At 73.0% G+C, this 17238-nt stretch carries 15 protein-coding genes; 7 read left to right on the forward strand and 8 right to left on the reverse strand.

Annotated features, from left to right (window positions below; all coding sequences use genetic code 11):
• Positions 1-17: 17 nt before the first annotated feature.
• Positions 18-965 (forward strand): hypothetical protein, encoded by a 948-nt coding sequence (locus tag GL259_RS10995; protein WP_159531594.1) that lies wholly within the window; start codon positions 18-20, stop codon positions 963-965.
• Positions 966-1022: 57 nt separating this feature from the next.
• Here the strand turns inward: GL259_RS10995 and GL259_RS11000 are convergent, their stop codons facing one another.
• On the reverse strand, positions 1023-1442 hold the full coding sequence (locus tag GL259_RS11000; RefSeq protein ID WP_159531596.1) for a Rieske (2Fe-2S) protein: 420 nt from the start codon (positions 1440-1442) through the stop codon (positions 1023-1025).
• Between the two features lie 197 nt (positions 1443-1639).
• Between GL259_RS11000 and GL259_RS11005 the strand changes: the two genes are divergently transcribed.
• Positions 1640-2776 carry a LacI family DNA-binding transcriptional regulator gene (locus GL259_RS11005; RefSeq protein WP_159531598.1) on the forward strand — a complete coding sequence of 379 codons (1137 nt, stop codon included), beginning with the start codon at positions 1640-1642 and terminating at the stop codon, positions 2774-2776.
• The gene (locus tag GL259_RS11010; RefSeq protein WP_159531600.1) at positions 2773-3687 is read left to right on the forward strand and encodes a carbohydrate kinase; all 915 of its coding nucleotides are present in this window, start codon (positions 2773-2775) and stop codon (positions 3685-3687) included. Before GL259_RS11005 ends, GL259_RS11010 begins: the two co-directional genes overlap by 4 nt.
• A 13-nt stretch (positions 3688-3700) precedes the next feature.
• Here the strand turns inward: GL259_RS11010 and GL259_RS11015 are convergent, their stop codons facing one another.
• Positions 3701-4579 (reverse strand): helix-turn-helix domain-containing protein, encoded by an 879-nt coding sequence (locus GL259_RS11015; RefSeq protein ID WP_159531602.1) that lies wholly within the window; start codon positions 4577-4579, stop codon positions 3701-3703.
• Positions 4580-4680: 101 nt separating this feature from the next.
• Between GL259_RS11015 and GL259_RS11020 the strand changes: the two genes are divergently transcribed.
• Positions 4681-5253, forward strand: a complete 573-nt coding sequence (locus tag GL259_RS11020) for a YceI family protein (RefSeq protein WP_159531604.1) — start codon at positions 4681-4683, stop codon at positions 5251-5253.
• 93 nt (positions 5254-5346) lie between these two features.
• Here GL259_RS11020 and uvrA read toward each other — a convergent pair whose 3' ends face one another.
• Positions 5347-8379 (reverse strand): excinuclease ABC subunit UvrA, encoded by a 3033-nt coding sequence (gene uvrA / locus GL259_RS11025; protein WP_159531606.1) that lies wholly within the window; start codon positions 8377-8379, stop codon positions 5347-5349.
• Positions 8380-8602: 223 nt separating this feature from the next.
• Here uvrA and GL259_RS11030 point away from each other — a divergent pair, with 223 nt between their 5' ends.
• A complete protein-coding gene (locus tag GL259_RS11030; RefSeq protein WP_159531608.1) occupies positions 8603-9292 on the forward strand; it encodes a maleylpyruvate isomerase family mycothiol-dependent enzyme in 690 nt (229 codons plus the stop codon).
• A 99-nt stretch (positions 9293-9391) separates the two neighbouring features.
• Positions 9392-10048: an MBL fold metallo-hydrolase gene (locus GL259_RS11035; protein ID WP_159531610.1), complete on the forward strand. Its 657-nt coding sequence runs from the start codon at positions 9392-9394 to the stop codon at positions 10046-10048.
• A gap of 75 nt (positions 10049-10123) precedes the next feature.
• Here the strand turns inward: GL259_RS11035 and aroQ are convergent, their stop codons facing one another.
• A complete protein-coding gene (aroQ, locus tag GL259_RS11040; RefSeq protein ID WP_159531612.1) occupies positions 10124-10597 on the reverse strand; it encodes a type II 3-dehydroquinate dehydratase in 474 nt (157 codons plus the stop codon).
• A gap of 104 nt (positions 10598-10701) precedes the next feature.
• Between aroQ and GL259_RS11045 the strand changes: the two genes are divergently transcribed.
• A complete protein-coding gene (locus GL259_RS11045; RefSeq protein WP_159531614.1) occupies positions 10702-11748 on the forward strand; it encodes a S66 peptidase family protein in 1047 nt (348 codons plus the stop codon).
• A gap of 62 nt (positions 11749-11810) precedes the next feature.
• On the opposite strand, the gene GL259_RS11050 is transcribed toward GL259_RS11045, so the two are convergent.
• The 4 genes from GL259_RS11050 to GL259_RS11065 form a co-directional block, all read right to left on the reverse strand.
• Positions 11811-12923 carry an ionic transporter y4hA gene (locus GL259_RS11050; RefSeq protein ID WP_159531616.1) on the reverse strand — a complete coding sequence of 371 codons (1113 nt, stop codon included), beginning with the start codon at positions 12921-12923 and terminating at the stop codon, positions 11811-11813.
• 289 nt (positions 12924-13212) lie between these two features.
• A complete protein-coding gene (locus GL259_RS11055; RefSeq protein WP_159531618.1) occupies positions 13213-14214 on the reverse strand; it encodes a TerC family protein in 1002 nt (333 codons plus the stop codon).
• Positions 14215-14502: 288 nt separating this feature from the next.
• The gene (locus GL259_RS11060; protein WP_159531620.1) at positions 14503-16512 is read right to left on the reverse strand and encodes a TerD family protein; all 2010 of its coding nucleotides are present in this window, start codon (positions 16510-16512) and stop codon (positions 14503-14505) included.
• 76 nt (positions 16513-16588) lie between these two features.
• Positions 16589-17167: a TerD family protein gene (locus GL259_RS11065; protein WP_159531622.1), complete on the reverse strand. Its 579-nt coding sequence runs from the start codon at positions 17165-17167 to the stop codon at positions 16589-16591.
• Between the last annotated feature and the right edge of the window lie 71 nt (positions 17168-17238).

A 17238-nucleotide genomic window follows, 5' to 3' on the forward strand; every position in this document is an offset into this window, starting at 1 on the left:
CACAGAAAGGCCCCTGCATGCCGCACGCCACACAGCACGCGGACGTCGCCACCGCGGAACTGGACTCGGCCCTGCGCGGTGGTCCCTTCCACGTCGCCCTGCGGGCCGCGATCGCCGCGCGCGGACTGCCGCTGCAACGGGTCCAGCACCATCTGTCCCGGCACGGCGTGAAGGTCGGCGTCACGAGCCTGAGCTACTGGCAGCAGGGCGCCCGCCGCCCGCAGCGCCCGGAGTCGCTGCGGGCCGTACGGGCGCTGGAGGAGATCCTGCAGCTGCCGGAGGAGTCGCTCATCCGGCTGCTCGCCGACGCGGACGAACGCCCGGCGGACCGGCCCTCCGCGGTCCGGTCCTACCGCTCGCGGATCGAGGCCTCGGGCGTCCTGGAGCGGCTGCTGGCCGACCTCGGCGCGGAGCGGGAGGGCGGACTGCACACCCTGGGGCACCACGAGCGGGTCCGGATCGGCGCCCGCCGCGAGCTGGCGGAGCGCGAGTCGCACCACATCGTGCGCGCGCACCGGGACGGCGTCGACCGTTTCGTCGCCGTCCACCACGGCGATCCGGGCTCCGCGCCGGACCGGATGACCGTGCACGCCCTGGAGAACTGCCGTACCGGACGCGTGCGCCGGCACCACGACACCGGCGTGCTCGCGGCCGAGCTGCTCTTCGACACCAGACTGCGGGCCGGTGACACCTTCCTCTTCCGCTACGCCGTCGAGGACGGCACGGCCGGGGTCTCGCGCGAGTACGTGCACGGGACGAACACCCCGGGGGGCCAGTACGCGCTCCAGGTGTGCTTCGACGCCGGGGCGCTCCCGGTGCGCTGCCACCGGTTCGCCCAGCACTCCGCCGCGGCCCCGCGCGGTGGCCGCCGGGAACTGGCGCTCAGCGGCCGGCACCGCTCGGTGCACCTGGTGGAACCGCGCGTGCGGTCGGGGTACGTGGGGATCGCCTGGGAGTGGGAGTGACCGGGCGGCGGGGCGGGGGACGGCGGGGCGGGGGATCCCGTCCGGGCCGGGACCCGGTCAGGCCTGCGGCTTGGCGATCACCGTGCCGTTCCTCACCTCGATGACCACGGGCGTCAGGGGGGCCACGGCCGGCTCGCGCAGCACCTTGCCGGTGGTGGCGTCGAACTCGCTGCCGTGACAGGGGCAGATCAGCCTCGTCCCCTCCAGCTCGTTGGCGGGGCATCCCGCGTGCGTGCAGACGGAGCTGTACGCCGTGAAGGCGCCGTCCTCGCTCCGGCTGACCACGACCTTGTGGTCCCGGTACAGCTTCGCGCCGCCCCTGGCGACCTCGCTCTCGGGGCCGAGCTCGACGGGCTCGGTCAGTCCCGCGGGCGTGTCCCCGGCGCCTCCACAGGCGGTGAGGCCGAGTCCGGCGACGGGGGTGAGAGCCACGCCCCGCAGGACGGTACGGCGGCTCGCGGCGGGGCGGGCGGACATGAGGTGCTCCACGGGTCGAACGGCGGTACACGGGGACGATACCCGGGGCGGTCGCGGCGGCCGGGGGCGGGTGCCCGGGCGCACGGGCACCCGCGGGCGTTCGCGTAAACGCTTGCGCAAGCGTTTACGTCCGCCGCCGGATGGGATACCTTCCCGACCCGGAAGGTGCCTCGCGGGCGCCGGAGGGAGGGCGGACGATGGCGACGATGGCGGACGTGGCACGGAGCGCCGGCGTCTCGGTCGCGACCGTCTCGCACGTCCTGAACGGGACCCGGCCGGTGCTGCCGCACACCCGTCAGGCGGTGCTGGCCGCCGTCGAGGAGCTCGGCTACACCCCCAACACCCTGGCCCGCTCCCTGGTGACCTCCCGCACCCGGTCGATCGGACTGGCGGTGTCGGCGATCAGCAACCCGTACTTCACCGAGATCCTCCAGGGCGTCGAGGCCGAGGCCCTGGAACACGGTTACAGCCTGCTCATCGCCGACCCGCACGACGACCCGGAGCACGAGCGCAAGGTCGTCCAGCTGCTGCACGAGCGCCGGGTCGAGGGCATGATCGTCGCGCCTTCCGCGCGACCGCGCGAGCTCCTCGCCTACCTCGGGCGCCACCGGGTGCCGGCCGTGTTCCTGGACCGGGTGGTCGACGGCTGCGGGGACGACCGGGCGGCCGACGGCCCCGGGGACGGCGGCGCGCGCTTCGACCAGGTCTGCGCCGAGAACACGGAACCGACGGCCCTGCTGGTCACCCACCTCGCCGGGCTCGGCCACCGCAGGATCGCCCTGGTCGCCGGGCTGCCCGGGCTCAGCACCACCGCCGAGCGGATCACCGGGTACCGGCACGGCCTGAGGGCCGCCGGGCTGCCGTACGACGAGCGGCTCCTGGTGCACGGCGACTCCGAGTCGGCCGGTGCCGAACGGGCCACCGCCGCCCTGCTGTCCCTCGGTGCGCGCCCCACCGCGCTGGTCACCGCCAACAACGCCATGACGATCGGCGCGCTGCGCGCCCTGCGGGCCCGCGGACGGTCCGTGCCCGAGGACATCGCGCTGTGCTGTTTCGACGACTTCGCCTGGGCGGACCTGTTCTCGCCCCGGCTCACCGCGATCGCGCAGCCCAGCAGGGACATGGGCGCCCGTGCGGTCCAGGTGCTCCTGGACCGCCTCGCCGAACCGGACCGGCCCGCGCGGACGGTGCGGCTCCCGTGCGCCTTCGTGCACCGCACGTCCTGCGGCTGCCCGGACGGACCGCGGCAGCCCGTGCGGTCCTTGGAACCCGTTCAGCCCGTGGAATCCGTGCAGCCCGTGCAGCCCGTGCAGTCTGAAAGGAACCCTTCGTGATCGTCGTAGCCGGTGAGGCACTGATCGACCTGGTACCGCAGGGCGCGGGTGCGCTCGCGGCGCTGACGCCGGCCCTCGGGGGCGGCCCCTTCAACACGGCGGTGGCGCTGGGACGCCTCGGCTCCCCCGCCGCCTTCTGCTCCCGGGTGTCCCGCGACGCCTTCGGCGAGGCGCTGCTGGACCGGCTGCGGGAGACCGGCGTGGACGTGTCGTCGGTGCAGCGCGGTGACGAGCCGACGACGCTCGCCGTCGCCACGGTCGGCGCGGACGGCTCGGCGGCGTACTCCTTCTACGTGGAGGGGACCGCCGACCGGCTGTTCACGGCGCCCCGGGCACTGCCGGCCGGCACCCGGGCGGTGTCCTTCGGCACCTGCTCGCTCGTGCTGGAGCCGGGCGCGAGCGCGTACGAGGAGCTGCTGCGCACCGCGTCCGCCCGGGGTGTGTTCACCGCGCTGGACCCCAACATCCGTCCGGGGCTCATCCCCGACCCCGACGCCTACCGGGCCCGGTTCGAGAGCTGGCTGCCGTCGGTGTCCCTGCTGAAGCTGTCCGCGGAGGACGCCGAGTGGCTCGGCGGGTCCCCCCGGGAATGGCCGGCCGCCGGTCCGGCGGCGGTCGTGGTCACCCGGGGCGGTGACGGGCTGACCGTGTTCACGCGCGGAGGCGGTGAGTACTCCGTACCGGGCGAGCGGGTCGAGGTGGTGGACACCATCGGCGCCGGTGACACGGTGAACGCGGCCCTGCTGCACGGCCTCGCGGTCCGCGACGCGCTCAGCGACGAGGGCGTGGCCGCCCTGGACGCCGACGGCTGGACGGAGCTGCTCGGCTTCGCGGCGCGCGCGGCGGCGGTCACCTGCTCGCGCCCGGGCGCGGAACCGCCGTACGCCCACGAGCTGGAAACCGACGGCTGAGCCCGCGGCGGGGTCACCCGGTTTCGCGCACGGGCCTCTCCGGCACGGCGAACAGGGCGCCCGGCCGGCGGCCGTTGAGGCGGTCCAGCGCGGCGGCCGTGGTGTCGTCCGCGGGAAGGTGGACGACCACGCGCTGGCCGTCGTCGGGGAGGGCGAGCGTCTCGTGCAGCAGGCGCAGCGGCCCGGCCTGCGGGTGCCGGATCTCCTGGGAGCCGAGGGTGCGCGGGGCCGCGGCCAGGTCGGCGAAGCGGTCGGCGAACTCCGCTCCCGCCGTCACCGTCAGCTCGTCGGCCAGCTCGGTGACGGCGGGGTCCCTCAGGGGCGCCTCGTGGCGCAGCCGGGCGACCAGGTCGTCGGCGACCCGGTCCCAGTCGGGGTGGGCCTCGCGCGCCCGCTCGTCGGTGAAGAGGTACCGGAGCAGGTTGGGCCGCTCGTCGTCGAGCAGCCCGATGGGGCCGACGAGCCGCGCGTAGCCCGCGGTGTGGGCGATGACGTCGCCGATCCAGTTGAGCACCGCGGCGGGGGCGGGCTCCAGGCTGTCCAGTACGGCCCGCACGGTGGGGCGCACCGTCCGGCCGAGCGGCGGCGCGGCGGCACAGAGCACGGGGTCGCCGCCCCCGGCCTCCTTGGTCAGCCGGCGCAGCACCGTCCGGTCCTTGAGGGACAGGTGCAGGGCGTCGGCGAGGGCGCCGAGCACCTGGGCGGAGGGGTTGCGGTCGCGGCCCTGTTCCAGCCGGGTGAGGTACTCGACGCTGATGCCGGCGAGCAGGGCCAGCTCCGCGCGGCGCAGGCCCGGGGTGCGGCGCCGGTGGCCCGCGGGCAGTCCCACCTCGGCCGGGGTGACCGCCTCGCGCCAGGTGCGCAGGTACGTGCCCAACTCGTTGTCGCTCACGGCTCGAACGTACCAACGCCCGCGCGTCGCAGGGTGGCCCTGTCACTACCAGGCTTCACCCGGCCTCCCTGCCGGGCCGGCGGGCGCCCAGGGTGGTGGGCATGACGAACGAACCCACCACCGCCGCCGCTGCCACCACCGCCGCCGCTCTGCCGCTCGCCCCGGGCGACTGGGCGCTGGATCCGCTGCACTCCGCCGTGAACTTCACCATCCGCCACCTGGGCATCGCCAAGGTGCGGGGGCGGTTCGAGAAGGTGCGGGCCGACCTGCACGTCGGGGAGAGGGCCGAGGACGTCCGGGTGTCCGCGACGATCGACCTGGCCTCGATCGACACCGGGAACGCCGACCGGGACGCCCATGTGCGCGCCGCCGACCTGCTCGACGTCGAGAAACGGCCGGCGATGGCCTTCCGTTCGACCCGCGTCTCGGGCGAGGGCGAGGACTGGACCATGGAGGGTGAGCTCACGATCGGCCAGGTGACCCGGCCGGTGACGCTCGCCGTGGAGTTCGGCGGGCTGGTGGCCGTGCCGATGAGCGATCACCGGCACGCCGGGTTCGAGGCGACGGGCGAGATCCGGCGCAGCGACTTCGGGCTGGACTTCGCCCCCGGTCTGCTGGGGGACGTGGTGAAGATCCAGCTGGACATGCAGTTCGTGGAGCCGAGGACCGCCTGACCCCGGAGCGGGGTCCGGACACGCGCACGCGCCGTGCCCCGGGAGCTGTCGGCTCCCCGGGCACGGCGCGCGTCGGTGCGGGCGGGCCGGCCGTCAGGCCTTGGTCCCCCGGGACGTCCGCTTCGCGGCGGTCTTCGTGGTCCCGGTGGTCTTCCTGGCCGCCTTCCCGGCGGTGGCGCCGTCGACCGCCTTGGTGGCGGTCTTCCGGGTGGTGGCCCGGGCGGCGACCGTCTTCTTCGCCGCCGTCTTGCGCGGGGCCTGCGTCTGGGCGGCGTCGCTGATCCGCTCCGGCCCGAGGATCTCGCGCAGGAACTTGCCGGTGTGGCTGGCCGGGACGCTCGCGACCTGCTCGGGCGTGCCCTCCGCGACGACCAGGCCGCCGCCGGAACCGCCCTCGGGACCCATGTCGACGACCCAGTCGGCGGTCTTGATCACGTCGAGGTTGTGCTCGATGACGATGACCGTGTTGCCCTTGTCGACCAGGCCGGACAGGACCTTCAGCAGCTTGCTGATGTCCTCGAAGTGCAGACCGGTGGTCGGCTCGTCCAGGACGTAGACCGTGCGGCCGGTGGAGCGCTTCTGCAGCTCGCTGGCGAGCTTCACGCGCTGCGCCTCACCGCCGGACAGGGTGGTCGCGGACTGGCCGAGCCGGACGTAGCCGAGACCGACGTCGTTGAGCGTCCTCAGGTGGCGGGAGATCGCCGGGACGGCCTCGAAGAAGTGCATGGCCTCTTCGATCGGCATGTTCAGGACGTCGGCGATGGACTTGCCCTTGTAGTGGACCTCCAGGGTCTCCCGGTTGTAGCGGGCGCCGTGGCAGACCTCGCACGGGACGTACACGTCCGGGAGGAAGTTCATCTCGATCTTGATGGTGCCGTCGCCGGCGCAGTTCTCGCAGCGCCCGCCCTTGACGTTGAAGGAGAAGCGGCCGGGCATGTAGCCGCGGACCTTCGCCTCGGTGGTCTCGGCGAACAGCTTGCGGACGTGGTCGAAGACACCGGTGTACGTCGCCGGGTTGGAGCGCGGGGTGCGGCCGATGGGCGACTGGTCGACGTGGACGACCTTGTCGACGAGGTCGTCGCCGTCCACGCGCGTGTGCCGGCCGGGCACGTTGCGGGCGCCGTTCAGCTCGCGGGCCAGGTGGGTGTACAGGATGTCGTTGACCAGCGTGGACTTGCCGGAGCCGGACACGCCGGTGACCGCGGTGAACACGCCCAGCGGGAAGGACACGTCGATGTCCCGGAGGTTGTTCTCGCGGGCGCCGTGCACCGTGAGCCGGCGCGACGGGTCGTGCGGGCGGCGGACGTCGGGCAGCGGGATGGACTTCTTGCCGGACAGGTACTGGCCGGTCTGCGACTCGGCGTTGGCGAGCAGCTCCTTCAGCGAGCCGCTGTGCACGACCTTGCCGCCGTGCTCGCCGGCGCCGGGGCCGATGTCGACGATCCAGTCGGCGACCTTGATGGTGTCCTCGTCGTGCTCGACGACGATGAGCGTGTTGCCCATGTCGCGCAGCCGGACCAGGGTCTCGATCAGCCGGTGGTTGTCCCGCTGGTGCAGGCCGATGGACGGCTCGTCGAGGACGTAGAGCACGCCGACGAGTCCGGAGCCGATCTGGGTGGCCAGGCGGATGCGCTGGGCCTCGCCGCCGGAGAGCGTGCCCGCCGCGCGGTTGAGCGAGAGGTAGTCCAGGCCGACGTCGACCAGGAACCGCAGCCGCTCGTTGACCTCCTTCAGCACGCGCTCGGCGATCTTCTTGTCGCGGGCGGTCAGCTTCAGCTCGCCCAGGAAGTCCGCGCAGTCGCTGATGGACATCCCGGAGACCTCGGCGATGGACCTGCCCATGACCGTGACGGCGAGGACGACCGGCTTGAGGCGGGTGCCCTCGCAGGCGGGGCAGGGCACCTCGCGCATGTAGCCCTCGAAGCGCTCGCGGCTGGCGTCGCTCTCGGCCTCGCTGTGCCGGCGCTTGACGAAGGGGACGGCGCCCTCGAAGGCCGTGGTGTAGCGGCGCTCGCGGCCGTAGCGGTTGCGGTAGCGGACCTCGACCTGGGTCTTGTGGCCGTACAGCAGGGCCTTCCTGGCACGCTGCGGCAGGCCCCCGAAGGGGATGTCCGTGCGGAAGCCCAGCGCGTCCGCGAGGGCGCCGATCAGACGGTCGAAGTAGTCCTTGGTGTGGCCGTGCGACCAGGGGTGGATGGCGCCCTCGTCGAGGCTCTTGTCCGGGTCGGGGACGATCAGCTCGGGATCGACCTCCATGCGCGTGCCGATGCCGGTGCACTCGGGGCAGGCGCCGAAGGGCGAGTTGAAGGAGAAGGAGCGGGGCTCCAGCTCCTCGAAGGACAGGTCGTCGTACGGGCAGTACAGGTGCTCGGAGTACATGCGCTCGCGCTCGGGGTCGTCCTCGGGGAGGTCGACGAAGTCGAGCACGACCATGCCGCCGGACAGGCCGAGGGCGGTCTCCACGGAGTCGGTGAGGCGGCGCTTGGCGCTCTCCTTCACCGTGAGGCGGTCGACGACCACCTCGATGGTGTGCTTCTCCTGCTTCTTCAGCGTGGGCGGGTTGGACAGCTGGATCGTCTCGCCGTCCACCCGCGCGCGGGAGTAGCCCTTGGTCTGGAGGTCGGAGAAGAGGTCGACGAACTCGCCCTTGCGCTCGCGCACCAGCGGGGAGAGCACCTGGAAGCGGCTGCCCTCCGGCAGCTCCAGGACCCTGTCGACGATGGCCTGCGGCGACTGGCGGGAGATGGGCCGGCCGCACTCGGGACAGTGCGGCTTGCCGATGCGCGCGAAGAGCAGACGCAGGTAGTCGTAGACCTCGGTGATGGTGCCGACCGTGGAACGCGGGTTGCGGGAGGTCGACTTCTGGTCGATGGAGACCGCCGGGGACAGGCCCTCGATGAAGTCGACGTCCGGCTTGTCCATCTGGCCGAGGAACTGCCGGGCGTACGAGGAGAGCGACTCCACGTAGCGCCGCTGTCCCTCGGCGAAGATCGTGTCGAACGCCAGCGAGGACTTGCCCGACCCCGACAGACCCGTGAAGACGATGAGCGAGTCGCGCGGGAGGTCGAGCGAGACGTTCTTGAGGTTGTGCTCGCGCGCTCCACGGACGATGAGACGGTCGGCCACGCCGGTCCGCACCTTTCTTGGAAGAAGTGACAGGGGCGGAGCCCCTGTGCTTTCTCAGACTAGGGGGAGCCACTGACAACGCCGGTCGGATTCACGGGTTGAGAACACACCCCGGCCATCCAGCATGCCCGACGCCGCCCACGACCCTATAGCACGCACATTCGATTCACGGCGTTCCTGCGGCCTCTTCACCCGAAGGTGTGGCGCGGCTAGGGTCAGCACCATGATTGATCACGCTCATGACCTGGTGTCTGTGCAGGCCGCGACCGAGCGGCTGCTCAGCGCGGTCGGCGCACTGGACAACGCGGCTGTGACCCAGTCGTCACGGCTGCCCGGCTGGACCCGCGGTCACGTGCTGGCCCACCTCGCCCGCAACGCGGACGCCCTGGTGAACGTCCTCCGGGGCCGCCCCATGTACGTCTCCGGCGCGGCACGGGACGCCGACATCGAGCGGGGCGCCCCGCGCCCCCTCGACGCGCACCTCGCCGACGTGCGGGAGAGCGCGGAGCGCTTCCGGGCGGTGTGCGCGGCGCCGGCGGACTGGTCGCGCACGGTGGAACTGCGCAACGGGGTCACGGACCGGGCGGCCGGGGTGCCGTTCCGGCGCTGGGTCGAGGTGGAGCTGCACCACGTGGACCTCGGTGTCGGCTACGAACTGGAGGACCTGCCGGCGGAGTTCGTGGAGCGCGAGATCGACTTCCTGGCGCGGCGGTTCGCCGGGCACCGGGACGTGCCCGCGACGGGCCTGACCGCCGACGACGGCCGCTCCTGGAGCACCGGGGGCGGAGCCGAGGGCGGCCCGGTCGCGGTCGAGGGCGCGGCCGCCGACCTGCTCGGCTGGCTCGCCGGGCGCCGCGACGGCTCCGGGCTGAGGGTGAAGGGCGGCGCGCTCCCGGCGCTCCCGCCGCTGTAGCGGGACGGCGGCGCGCGGGGCCGGCGACGCGAGGGTGCGGCGGCGCTCCCCGCCGCACCGGGGCGACCGCGCGGGGGTCGCCGCTATAGGCTGACAGCCATGACGTACAGCGGTCGGGTGACGGTCGGCGGCCCAGCCGACGTGCACGAGCTCAAGGACCTGATGATCACCAAGATCGCGGTCGGCCCCATGGACAACAACGCCTATCTGCTGCGGTGCCGGGCCACCGACGAGCAGCTGCTGATCGACGCGGCCGACGACGCGCGGACCCTGCTGGGCACGATCGGTGACGACGGCATCGCGTCCGTCGTCACCACCCACCGGCACGGCGACCACTGGCAGGCGCTGGCCGAGGTGGTGGCCGCCACCGGCGCCCGCACCCACGCCGGCCGGGACGACGCCGAGGGCATCCCGGTGCCGACCGACGTCCTGGTCGACGACGGCGACATCGTCCGCGTGGGGCGGGTGGAACTCACCGCCCGTCACCTGGTCGGGCACACGCCCGGGTCGATCGCCCTCGTCTACGACGATCCGCACGGGCATCCGCACGTGTTCACCGGGGACTGTCTGTTCCCGGGCGGTGTGGGCAACACCCACAAGGACCCGAAGGCGTTCGCCAGCCTGATCCACGACGTCGAGACCAAGATCTTCGACGTGCTCCCCGACGAGACCTGGGTCTACCCCGGCCACGGCAACGACACCACGCTGGGCGCGGAACGCCCGCACCTGCCGGAGTGGCACGCGCGCGGGTGGTGAGCCGCGGAGCCGCGGGAGCACGGACGGGACACGGGGGCGGACCGCGGAAGCGCCGTCCGCCCCGCGGGAGCGCCCCTACGCCTCGGCCGCTCCCGGGCAGGCCAGCGCCGCGACCCGCTCCACCGCGAACACGTACCCCTGCACCCCGCAGCCCGCGATGACGCCGTCGGCGCGCAGCGAGACGTAGGAGTGGTGCCGGAAGGACTCCCGCCGGTGGATGTTGGAGATGTGGACCTCCACCACGGGCAGGCCGTCGCAGGCGTTGAGGGCGTCCAGGATCGCGACGGAGGTGTGCGAGTAGGCGCCGGGGTTGATGACGATCCCGCAGTGGTTCAGGCGCGCCTCGTGGATCCAGTCCACCAGCTGTCCCTCGTGGTTGGACTGGCGCAGGTCCACCGTGCCGTTGTGCGCGGCCGCCGCCTCGGCGCACATCGCCTCCACGTCGGCGAGCGTGTCGGAGCCGTAGATCTCCGGCTGGCGCTGTCCCAGCAGGTTCAGGTTGGGGCCGTTGAGGATCATGATCGGGGCGGTGGCCAGGTTGCGGGGCACGGTTCCTCCGGTCCGTTCGGGGTGGGGCGGTCCTCGGCGGAACCGCTGCTCGGACCCGGTTTATCACGGTGCGCCGCACGGCAGCCGGGCCCTAACCTCCCGGCATGACGACCCTCTCGTACCCTCCCAAGCCCTCCCCGGGCGACCGGATCGCCGTGATCTCGCCCTCCTCCGGCCTGCCGGGTCTCTTCCCGCTCCCCTTCGAACTGGGGCTGGAGCGGCTGCGCGAGGAGTTCGGGCTGGAGCCGGTCGAGTACCCGGCGACGCGCACCATGGGCTCGACGCCGCGGGAACGCGCCGACGACATCCACGCCGCCTTCGCCGACCCGGGGATCAAGGCGGTCGTCGCGTCGACCGGCGGTGACGACCAGATCACCGTGGTGCCGCTGCTGGACCGGGAGTTGATCCGCGCCCACCCGAAGCCGTTCTTCGGGACGAGCGACAACACCCATCTGCTCGCCTTCCTCCGCGAGGCCGGGATCGTCGCGTTCCACGGCGCGAGCGTGATGGTCGAGCTGGGCCGCCCCGGGGCGATGCACCCGCAGACCGCCGAGTCCCTGCGGGCCGCTCTGTTCACCCCGGGCGCGTACGAGCTGCGCCCCGCCGGACGGTGGCGCGACGTCGACCGGGACTGGGCGGATCCGGCGACGTTCGACGCGGAGCCGGAGACCCGGCCGGGGACCGGCTGGACCTGGGTGAACGCCGACCGGGTGGCCGAGGGCCGCACCTGGGGCGGCTGTCTGGAGATCGTCGGCTGGATGCTGATGGCCGACCGCGGGGTCGCCCGGGACCTGTCGGAGTACGACGGCGGCGTGCTGTTCCTGGAGACCTCGGAGGAGCTGCCGAGCGCCGAGGAGGTCTTCCGCACCCTGCGGAACATGGGAGAGCGGGGGCTGCTCGGGCGCTTCTCGGCGCTCCTCATGGGCCGCCCGAAGACCTGGTCGTTCGAGCGGCCCCTCGGCCCGCAGGAGGGCGCGGCCTACGCCGCCGCGCAGCGCGAGGCGGTCCGGCGGGCGATGCGGACCTACGCCCCGGACGCCCTCGTCGTCTTCGACGTGGACCTCGGGCACACCGACCCGCAGCTGGTGATCCCCTACGGCGGTCAGGTCCGGGTCGACGGCCCCGCCCGGCGCATCACCGTCACGTACTGAGACCGCCCGGGCCCCGGGACGGCCGCGCGCGGCCGTCCCGGGGCCGCGGCCCGCCTTCCGTCCTACGGGTTGACCGCCAGCTCCAGATAGGCCGCGAGCAGCACCAGGTGCACCCCTCCCTGGAGCGGTGTGGCCCGCCCGGGGACCACGGTCAGCGCGCTCACCACCACGGTCAGGGCGAGCAGCACCATATGGGTGCTGCCGAGGCCGAGGACGAGCGGACCGGGGAGCCACAGGGAGGCCAGCGCGACCGCGGGGATGGTCAGGCCGATACTGGCCATCGCCGAGCCGAGCGCGAGGTTCATGCTGATCTGGACCTGATCGCGGCGCGCGGCGCGCACCGCGGCGATGGTCTCGGGGAGGAGGACCAGCAGCGCGATGATCACACCGACGACGGCGTGGGGCAGGCCGGCCGTGTCCACTGCGGACTCGATGGTGGGCGAGACGCCTTTGGCCAGACCGACCACCCCGATCAGGGCCAGGCCCAGCAGCCCCAGGCTGGTCAGCGCGGTGCGCGCGGACGGCGCTTCGGCGTGGTCCTGCGTGTGCTCGCCGCCGGGGGCCGCCCTGCCCGGCCGGGGGACGGGCAGGAAGTAGTCGCGGTGGCGCACGGTCTGCGTCGTCACGAACAGGCCGTAGAGGACCAGCGAGGAGACCGCCGCGAACGTGAGCTGCACGGTGGAGAACTCCGGGCCCGGCTTGCTCGTGGTGAACGTCGGCAGCACCAGGCTGAGGGTCGCCAGCGTCGCGACCGTGGCGAGGGCCGCACCGGTGCCCTCCGAGTTGAAGACCGCGGTGCGGTGGCGCAGTGAGCCGACCAGGAGGCTCAGTCCGAGGATGCCGTTGCAGGTGATCATCACGGCCGCGAACACGGTGTCCCTGGCGAGCGTCGCGCCCTTGTCCCCCCCGTCGATCATGAGGGTCACGATCAGCGCCACCTCGATCACGGTGACGGCGACCGCGAGGACCAGGGAGCCGAAGGGTTCCCCCACCCGGTGGGCGACCACCTCGGCGTGGTGCACGGCCGCCAGCACGGCCCCCGCGAGGACCAGCGTGCTCACGGCGACGGCCGGTCCGGGCAGATCACGTCCCCAGGTGAGGACCAGCAGGACCACGGCGAGCGGGGGCACCAGGGTCGTCCACTGCGCCGTGAGCCGCCCGAGCGGAGCGCTCATGGGGCGATCGTCCCAGACGCGAAGGGGCGTCGCACCTCGCCGGCCGCCCCCTCCGGCCGGGTCCGTCCGCTGCGCCCTCCTGATCGTCCCGGGGTCGTCATGGTCACGCATGGCCTCCTCGTACGAGTCGTGTTCGGTGGGCGCCGGAGTGCGGCGCGGGGCGTTCTCGCGCCCCCGGCGGCGTGCCGTTGCCGGGGCACGCCGCCGAAAACGCGCGGGCACCGGGAGCGGAGGTCGGCGATGTGCCTCCCTCCGTTCCCGGTGCCGGCTGTTCTGTGCGGCGACGGGGTCAGGCGTCGACGCTGTCCTTCGCGTGGCCCTCGCCCGGGCTCTGTGCGGCCTCGGCCTCCGCCGTCTTGCGGGAGGCCCGCAGGCTGGTGATCGTGGTGACGATCAGGACCGTGCAGATCACGCCCAGCGAGACCGGGATGCTGATCTCGGGGACGTGGACCCCGGACTCGTGCAGCGCGTGCAGCACCAGCTTCACGCCGATGAAGCCGAGGATGATCGACAGGCCGTAGGAGAGGTGGACCAGCTTCTTCAGCAGGCCGCCGATGAGGAAGTACAGCTGCCGCAGACCCATCAGGGCGAACGCGTTCGCGGTGAACACGATGTACGGGTCCTGGGTCAGGCCGAAGATCGCGGGGATCGAGTCGAGCGCGAACAGGACGTCGGTGGTGCCGATGGCGAGCATCACGACCAGCATCGGGGTCATGACCCGCTTGCCGTTCTGCTCGATCCACAGCTTGGTGCCGTGGTACCGGTCGGCCACGCCGAAGCGGCGCTCGGCGGCCTTGAGGAGCTTGTTCTCCTCGTACTCCTCGTCCTCCTCGTCGGCCCGGGCCTCCTGGATGAGCTTCCAGGCGGTCCAGATCAGGAAGGCCCCGAAGAGGTAGAACACCCAGGAGAAGCTGGCGAGGATCGCGGCGCCCGCGGCGATGAAGACCGCGCGCAGCACCAGGGCTATGAGGACACCGATCAGGAGGACCCGCTGCTGGTACTGCGACGGCACCGCGAACTTCGCCATGATCAGGACGAAGACGAAGAGGTTGTCGACGCTCAGCGACTTCTCGGTGATGAAGCCGGCGAAGAACTCACCGGCGGGCTGGCCGCCGCCGAAGACCAGCAGGCCGAGCCCGAAGAGCACGGCCAGGACGATCCAGACGACCGTCCAGATTCCGGCTTCCTTGATGGATACGTCGTGGGGCTTGCGGCCGATGAAAAAGTCGACCGCGATCAGGGCGGCGAGGCCCACGATCGTCAGGACCCACAGGGTCATGGAAACTTCCACTGCGCCTCCGGCAGATACGTCACACGGTAGATGTCAGCGTCGTCGCTGCCGGAGGTCTCTTCCACCCGGACCCGGGTGCCGGACGGCACCGAGTGGGCCCATGGGCCGACGCCCCGGGATCTGGCCTGATCCGTATTGACGGGGTCGCCGCACAGACAGGGAGTACTCCCCTCCGTGCAAGCAACACTACCCCATTCACCAAGGGTTGGTAAAGAGCTGGGTAAAGGACAGTATAAAAACGCAGGTCGGGGTGGCTTTACGGAGGGTTTCCCCAGGGGCGCGGGGCGCTCACCGGTCCCATGAGCGGCGGGCGGCGGCGACCTGGGTGAGGACCTGGTGGAGGACCTGGCTGCCGGGCGGCACCAGCGGGGGCTCGTACGTCCAGGCGTGCCCGACCCACGGGTCGGCCAGGTGGTCGTCGGCCACCGGGGTCAGCCGCAGCAGCGAACGCCACAGCGGGTCGAGCAGCGGGCCGTAGCCGGCGGACTCCTCGCGGTCGGCGACCATCATCAGGTGCACGCCGACGGACGGGCCCTCGTCGGCGAGGTAGCGCAGCTGGTTGACGGCGCGGTCGTCGAACCCGTGCGGGAAGTCGTTGACGATCAGCAGCTGCTGGGAGGTGTCGAACCCGGGGGGCAGCGCGTCGGGCGCGCCTCCGCGCAGCGCCATCTGCACCAGGTCGACCCGCTGGGTGAGCCTGCCCAGCACGTCCGTCACGCCCGCGGCCCCCACGGCGGGCGGGGCCGCCAGCACACCGGTCTGCGTCAGCGGCACCAGCGCCTGCGCGCCGGATCCGGCCGGGTCGACGACGTGCACGGTGAACTCCCCCGCCGGGTAGACGGCGAGCAGCCGGGCCGCGTGGACCACCGCCGTCTCCATGGCGAGGCGCCGCATGTCGTGGGAGTCGTGGAACGGTCCGTCGAGCGAGCCGGTCCGTCCGCTGTCGATCCACAGCCCGCGCTCCAGCGGCAGCCGGAGCAGCATGGGGATGCGGATCCGGTCGGCCTCGGGCAGGCGGAGGTCGCCCAGGCGCAGCGCCATGGGTATCTCCATGGGCACCCGGTAGGCGTGCCAGACGGGGTTGTCCCAGCGCGCGAAGGCGGGGGGCAGTGCGGGCTCGACGACCTCGGCCTCGGCGACGAGCTGGTCGAGGTCCCGGTCGAGGGCCTCCCTCGCCTGGTCGACGAGCCGGCCGTGCCGGGCGCGGGCCGCCTCGCGCGCGGCGTCGCCCTGGCCGCCGATCCGGCTGCGCGGGTCGGACAGGGCCTGCTCGAGCTCCTTGTCCATGCGCGACTCGGCGAAGTCGACGGCGCTGCGGTAGGCGGCGGTGGTGCGGGCCAGGTCCTCGAACATGCCCCAGACCTGGTTGTAGAGCCGCTCCTCCATGGACCAGCCGGTGGCGTCCCCCGCGACGGGCTGCGCGGGCTGCCCCGGCCGGGCCGGCGGCGCGGCCGGAGGGGGCGGCGGCGGAGCGGAGGTCTGCCGCCGGGGGTGGCTGTAGTCGATCGGGCCGCCGCCGGTGGCCGGGGACGGGTCCGCCGCGCCGGCTCCCCCGTAGGCGGGCTGTGGTCCGTCCTGTCCCGGCCGGCCGGCCGGCTGCCCTCCGTACGCGGGGGGAACGGGCCCCGGGGCGCCCTGGGGCGCGGTGCCGCCCTGGTCCGGGCCGACGGCCGGTGCGGCGGCCTGGCGGGAGCGGTCGCCGTCGGACGGGCGGGGCGGGGGCGCCTGCACGGAGCGGGCGAGCCCCCGCGCGACCGCCTCGCCGATGCCGGCCGCGAGCTGCTGGGCCTGGGACAGGCCCTGGTCGGCGAGGAGTTCGGCCAGGCCGCCGGCGTACCCCTGGCCGACGGCGCGCACCTTCCAGGCGCCCTGCCGCCGGTAGAGCTCCAGGGCGATGACGGCCGACTCGGCCTCCAGACCGGTGATGGTGTAGCTGGCGACCTCGGTGCCGTCCAGGCCGGTGACGGCGACGAAGGGCGCCGCCACGGCGCCGAACCGGACCGGACCCGGGCCGCCGCCCGGGGCGGGCAGGGCGAGCAGCACGCTGACCCGGTGGACCGCGTCCGTCATGGCGTCCAGGTCCACCGCGAGACGGTGGTCCGCGGCCGCCTGCCGCGACACCTCCAGGCCGGGCTGGGTGGGGGCGCCCGGATGGGCCACCCACTCCGTCCCGTGGATCCGGCCGTTCTCGTCGCCGAGCGCGGCCGCGGCCACGACCGGCGTGCCGGCCGAGATCCGGATCTCCAGACGGGACTGGGAGAGCGGGTGGTTCTGCCCCCGCACCAGCTCGGCCGTCATCGCCTTCGTCCCCCTGTGTCGCGTGTGATGGGTGCGTGTGCCGCCGGCCGGTCCGGCCGGGCCCGGTCCCGGGTGCCTAGAGAACCGGCAGGATCGCCGGCATCAGGTCCTGGAAGGTGCGGCCGTTGGCCGGGTTGCCGAGGGCCGTCATCGTCCAGCCCGAGCCCGAGCGGTGCACCTTCGCCATGATCTGGGCCGTGTAGGCGCCACCGCCGGCCAGCGTGTAGCGGGCGAGTTCCTGGCCGTTGGTCTCGTCGACGAGGCGGCAGAAGGCGTTCTGCACCTCCTGGAAGGTCTGGCCCGTGAAGGAGTTCACGGTGAAGACGATCTGGTCGATGTGGACCGGGACGCGCGACAGGTCGACGAGGATGGCCTCGTCGTCGCCGCCCTGGCCGACACCGCCGACGAGGTTGTCACCGGTGTGCCGCACGGAGCCGTCGTCGCTCACCAGGTGGCGGAAGAAGACGACGTCGACCGGCTGCTTGTCCGCGAACAGGACGGCGGAGGCGTCCAGGTCGATCTCCCGGGTGCGCGAGCCGAACAGGCCGCGACGGGGAGCCGCCTGCCAGCCGAGACCCATGCGCACCGCGGTCAGGCTGCCGCCGTCGTTCTTCTGCAGACTGATGGCCTGACCCTTGGTCATGTTGACGGTCACGCGCTGATTCCCCTCTCGAACTGTCCCCTGTTGCCGCGAAGCCGCGGTTGACCTGAACCCTACGCAGGGGG

It is taken from the genome of Streptomyces sp. Tu 3180 (assembly GCF_009852415.1).
Classification (GTDB): Bacteria; Actinomycetota; Actinomycetes; order Streptomycetales; family Streptomycetaceae; genus Streptomyces.

Coding starts and splice junctions, on each gene's coding strand:
- GL259_RS10995 (WP_159531594.1), top strand. CDS start 18: ATGCCGCACGCCACACAGCACGCGGACGTCGCCACCGCGGAACTGGAC.
- GL259_RS11000 (WP_159531596.1), bottom strand. CDS start 1,442: ATGTCCGCCCGCCCCGCCGCGAGCCGCCGTACCGTCCTGCGGGGCGTG.
- GL259_RS11005 (WP_159531598.1), top strand. CDS start 1,640: ATGGCGACGATGGCGGACGTGGCACGGAGCGCCGGCGTCTCGGTCGCG.
- GL259_RS11020 (WP_159531604.1), top strand. CDS start 4,681: ATGACGAACGAACCCACCACCGCCGCCGCTGCCACCACCGCCGCCGCT.
- GL259_RS11030 (WP_159531608.1), top strand. CDS start 8,603: ATGATTGATCACGCTCATGACCTGGTGTCTGTGCAGGCCGCGACCGAG.
- GL259_RS11035 (WP_159531610.1), top strand. CDS start 9,392: ATGACGTACAGCGGTCGGGTGACGGTCGGCGGCCCAGCCGACGTGCAC.
- GL259_RS11045 (WP_159531614.1), top strand. CDS start 10,702: ATGACGACCCTCTCGTACCCTCCCAAGCCCTCCCCGGGCGACCGGATC.
- GL259_RS11050 (WP_159531616.1), bottom strand. CDS start 12,923: ATGAGCGCTCCGCTCGGGCGGCTCACGGCGCAGTGGACGACCCTGGTG.
- GL259_RS11060 (WP_159531620.1), bottom strand. CDS start 16,512: ATGACGGCCGAGCTGGTGCGGGGGCAGAACCACCCGCTCTCCCAGTCC.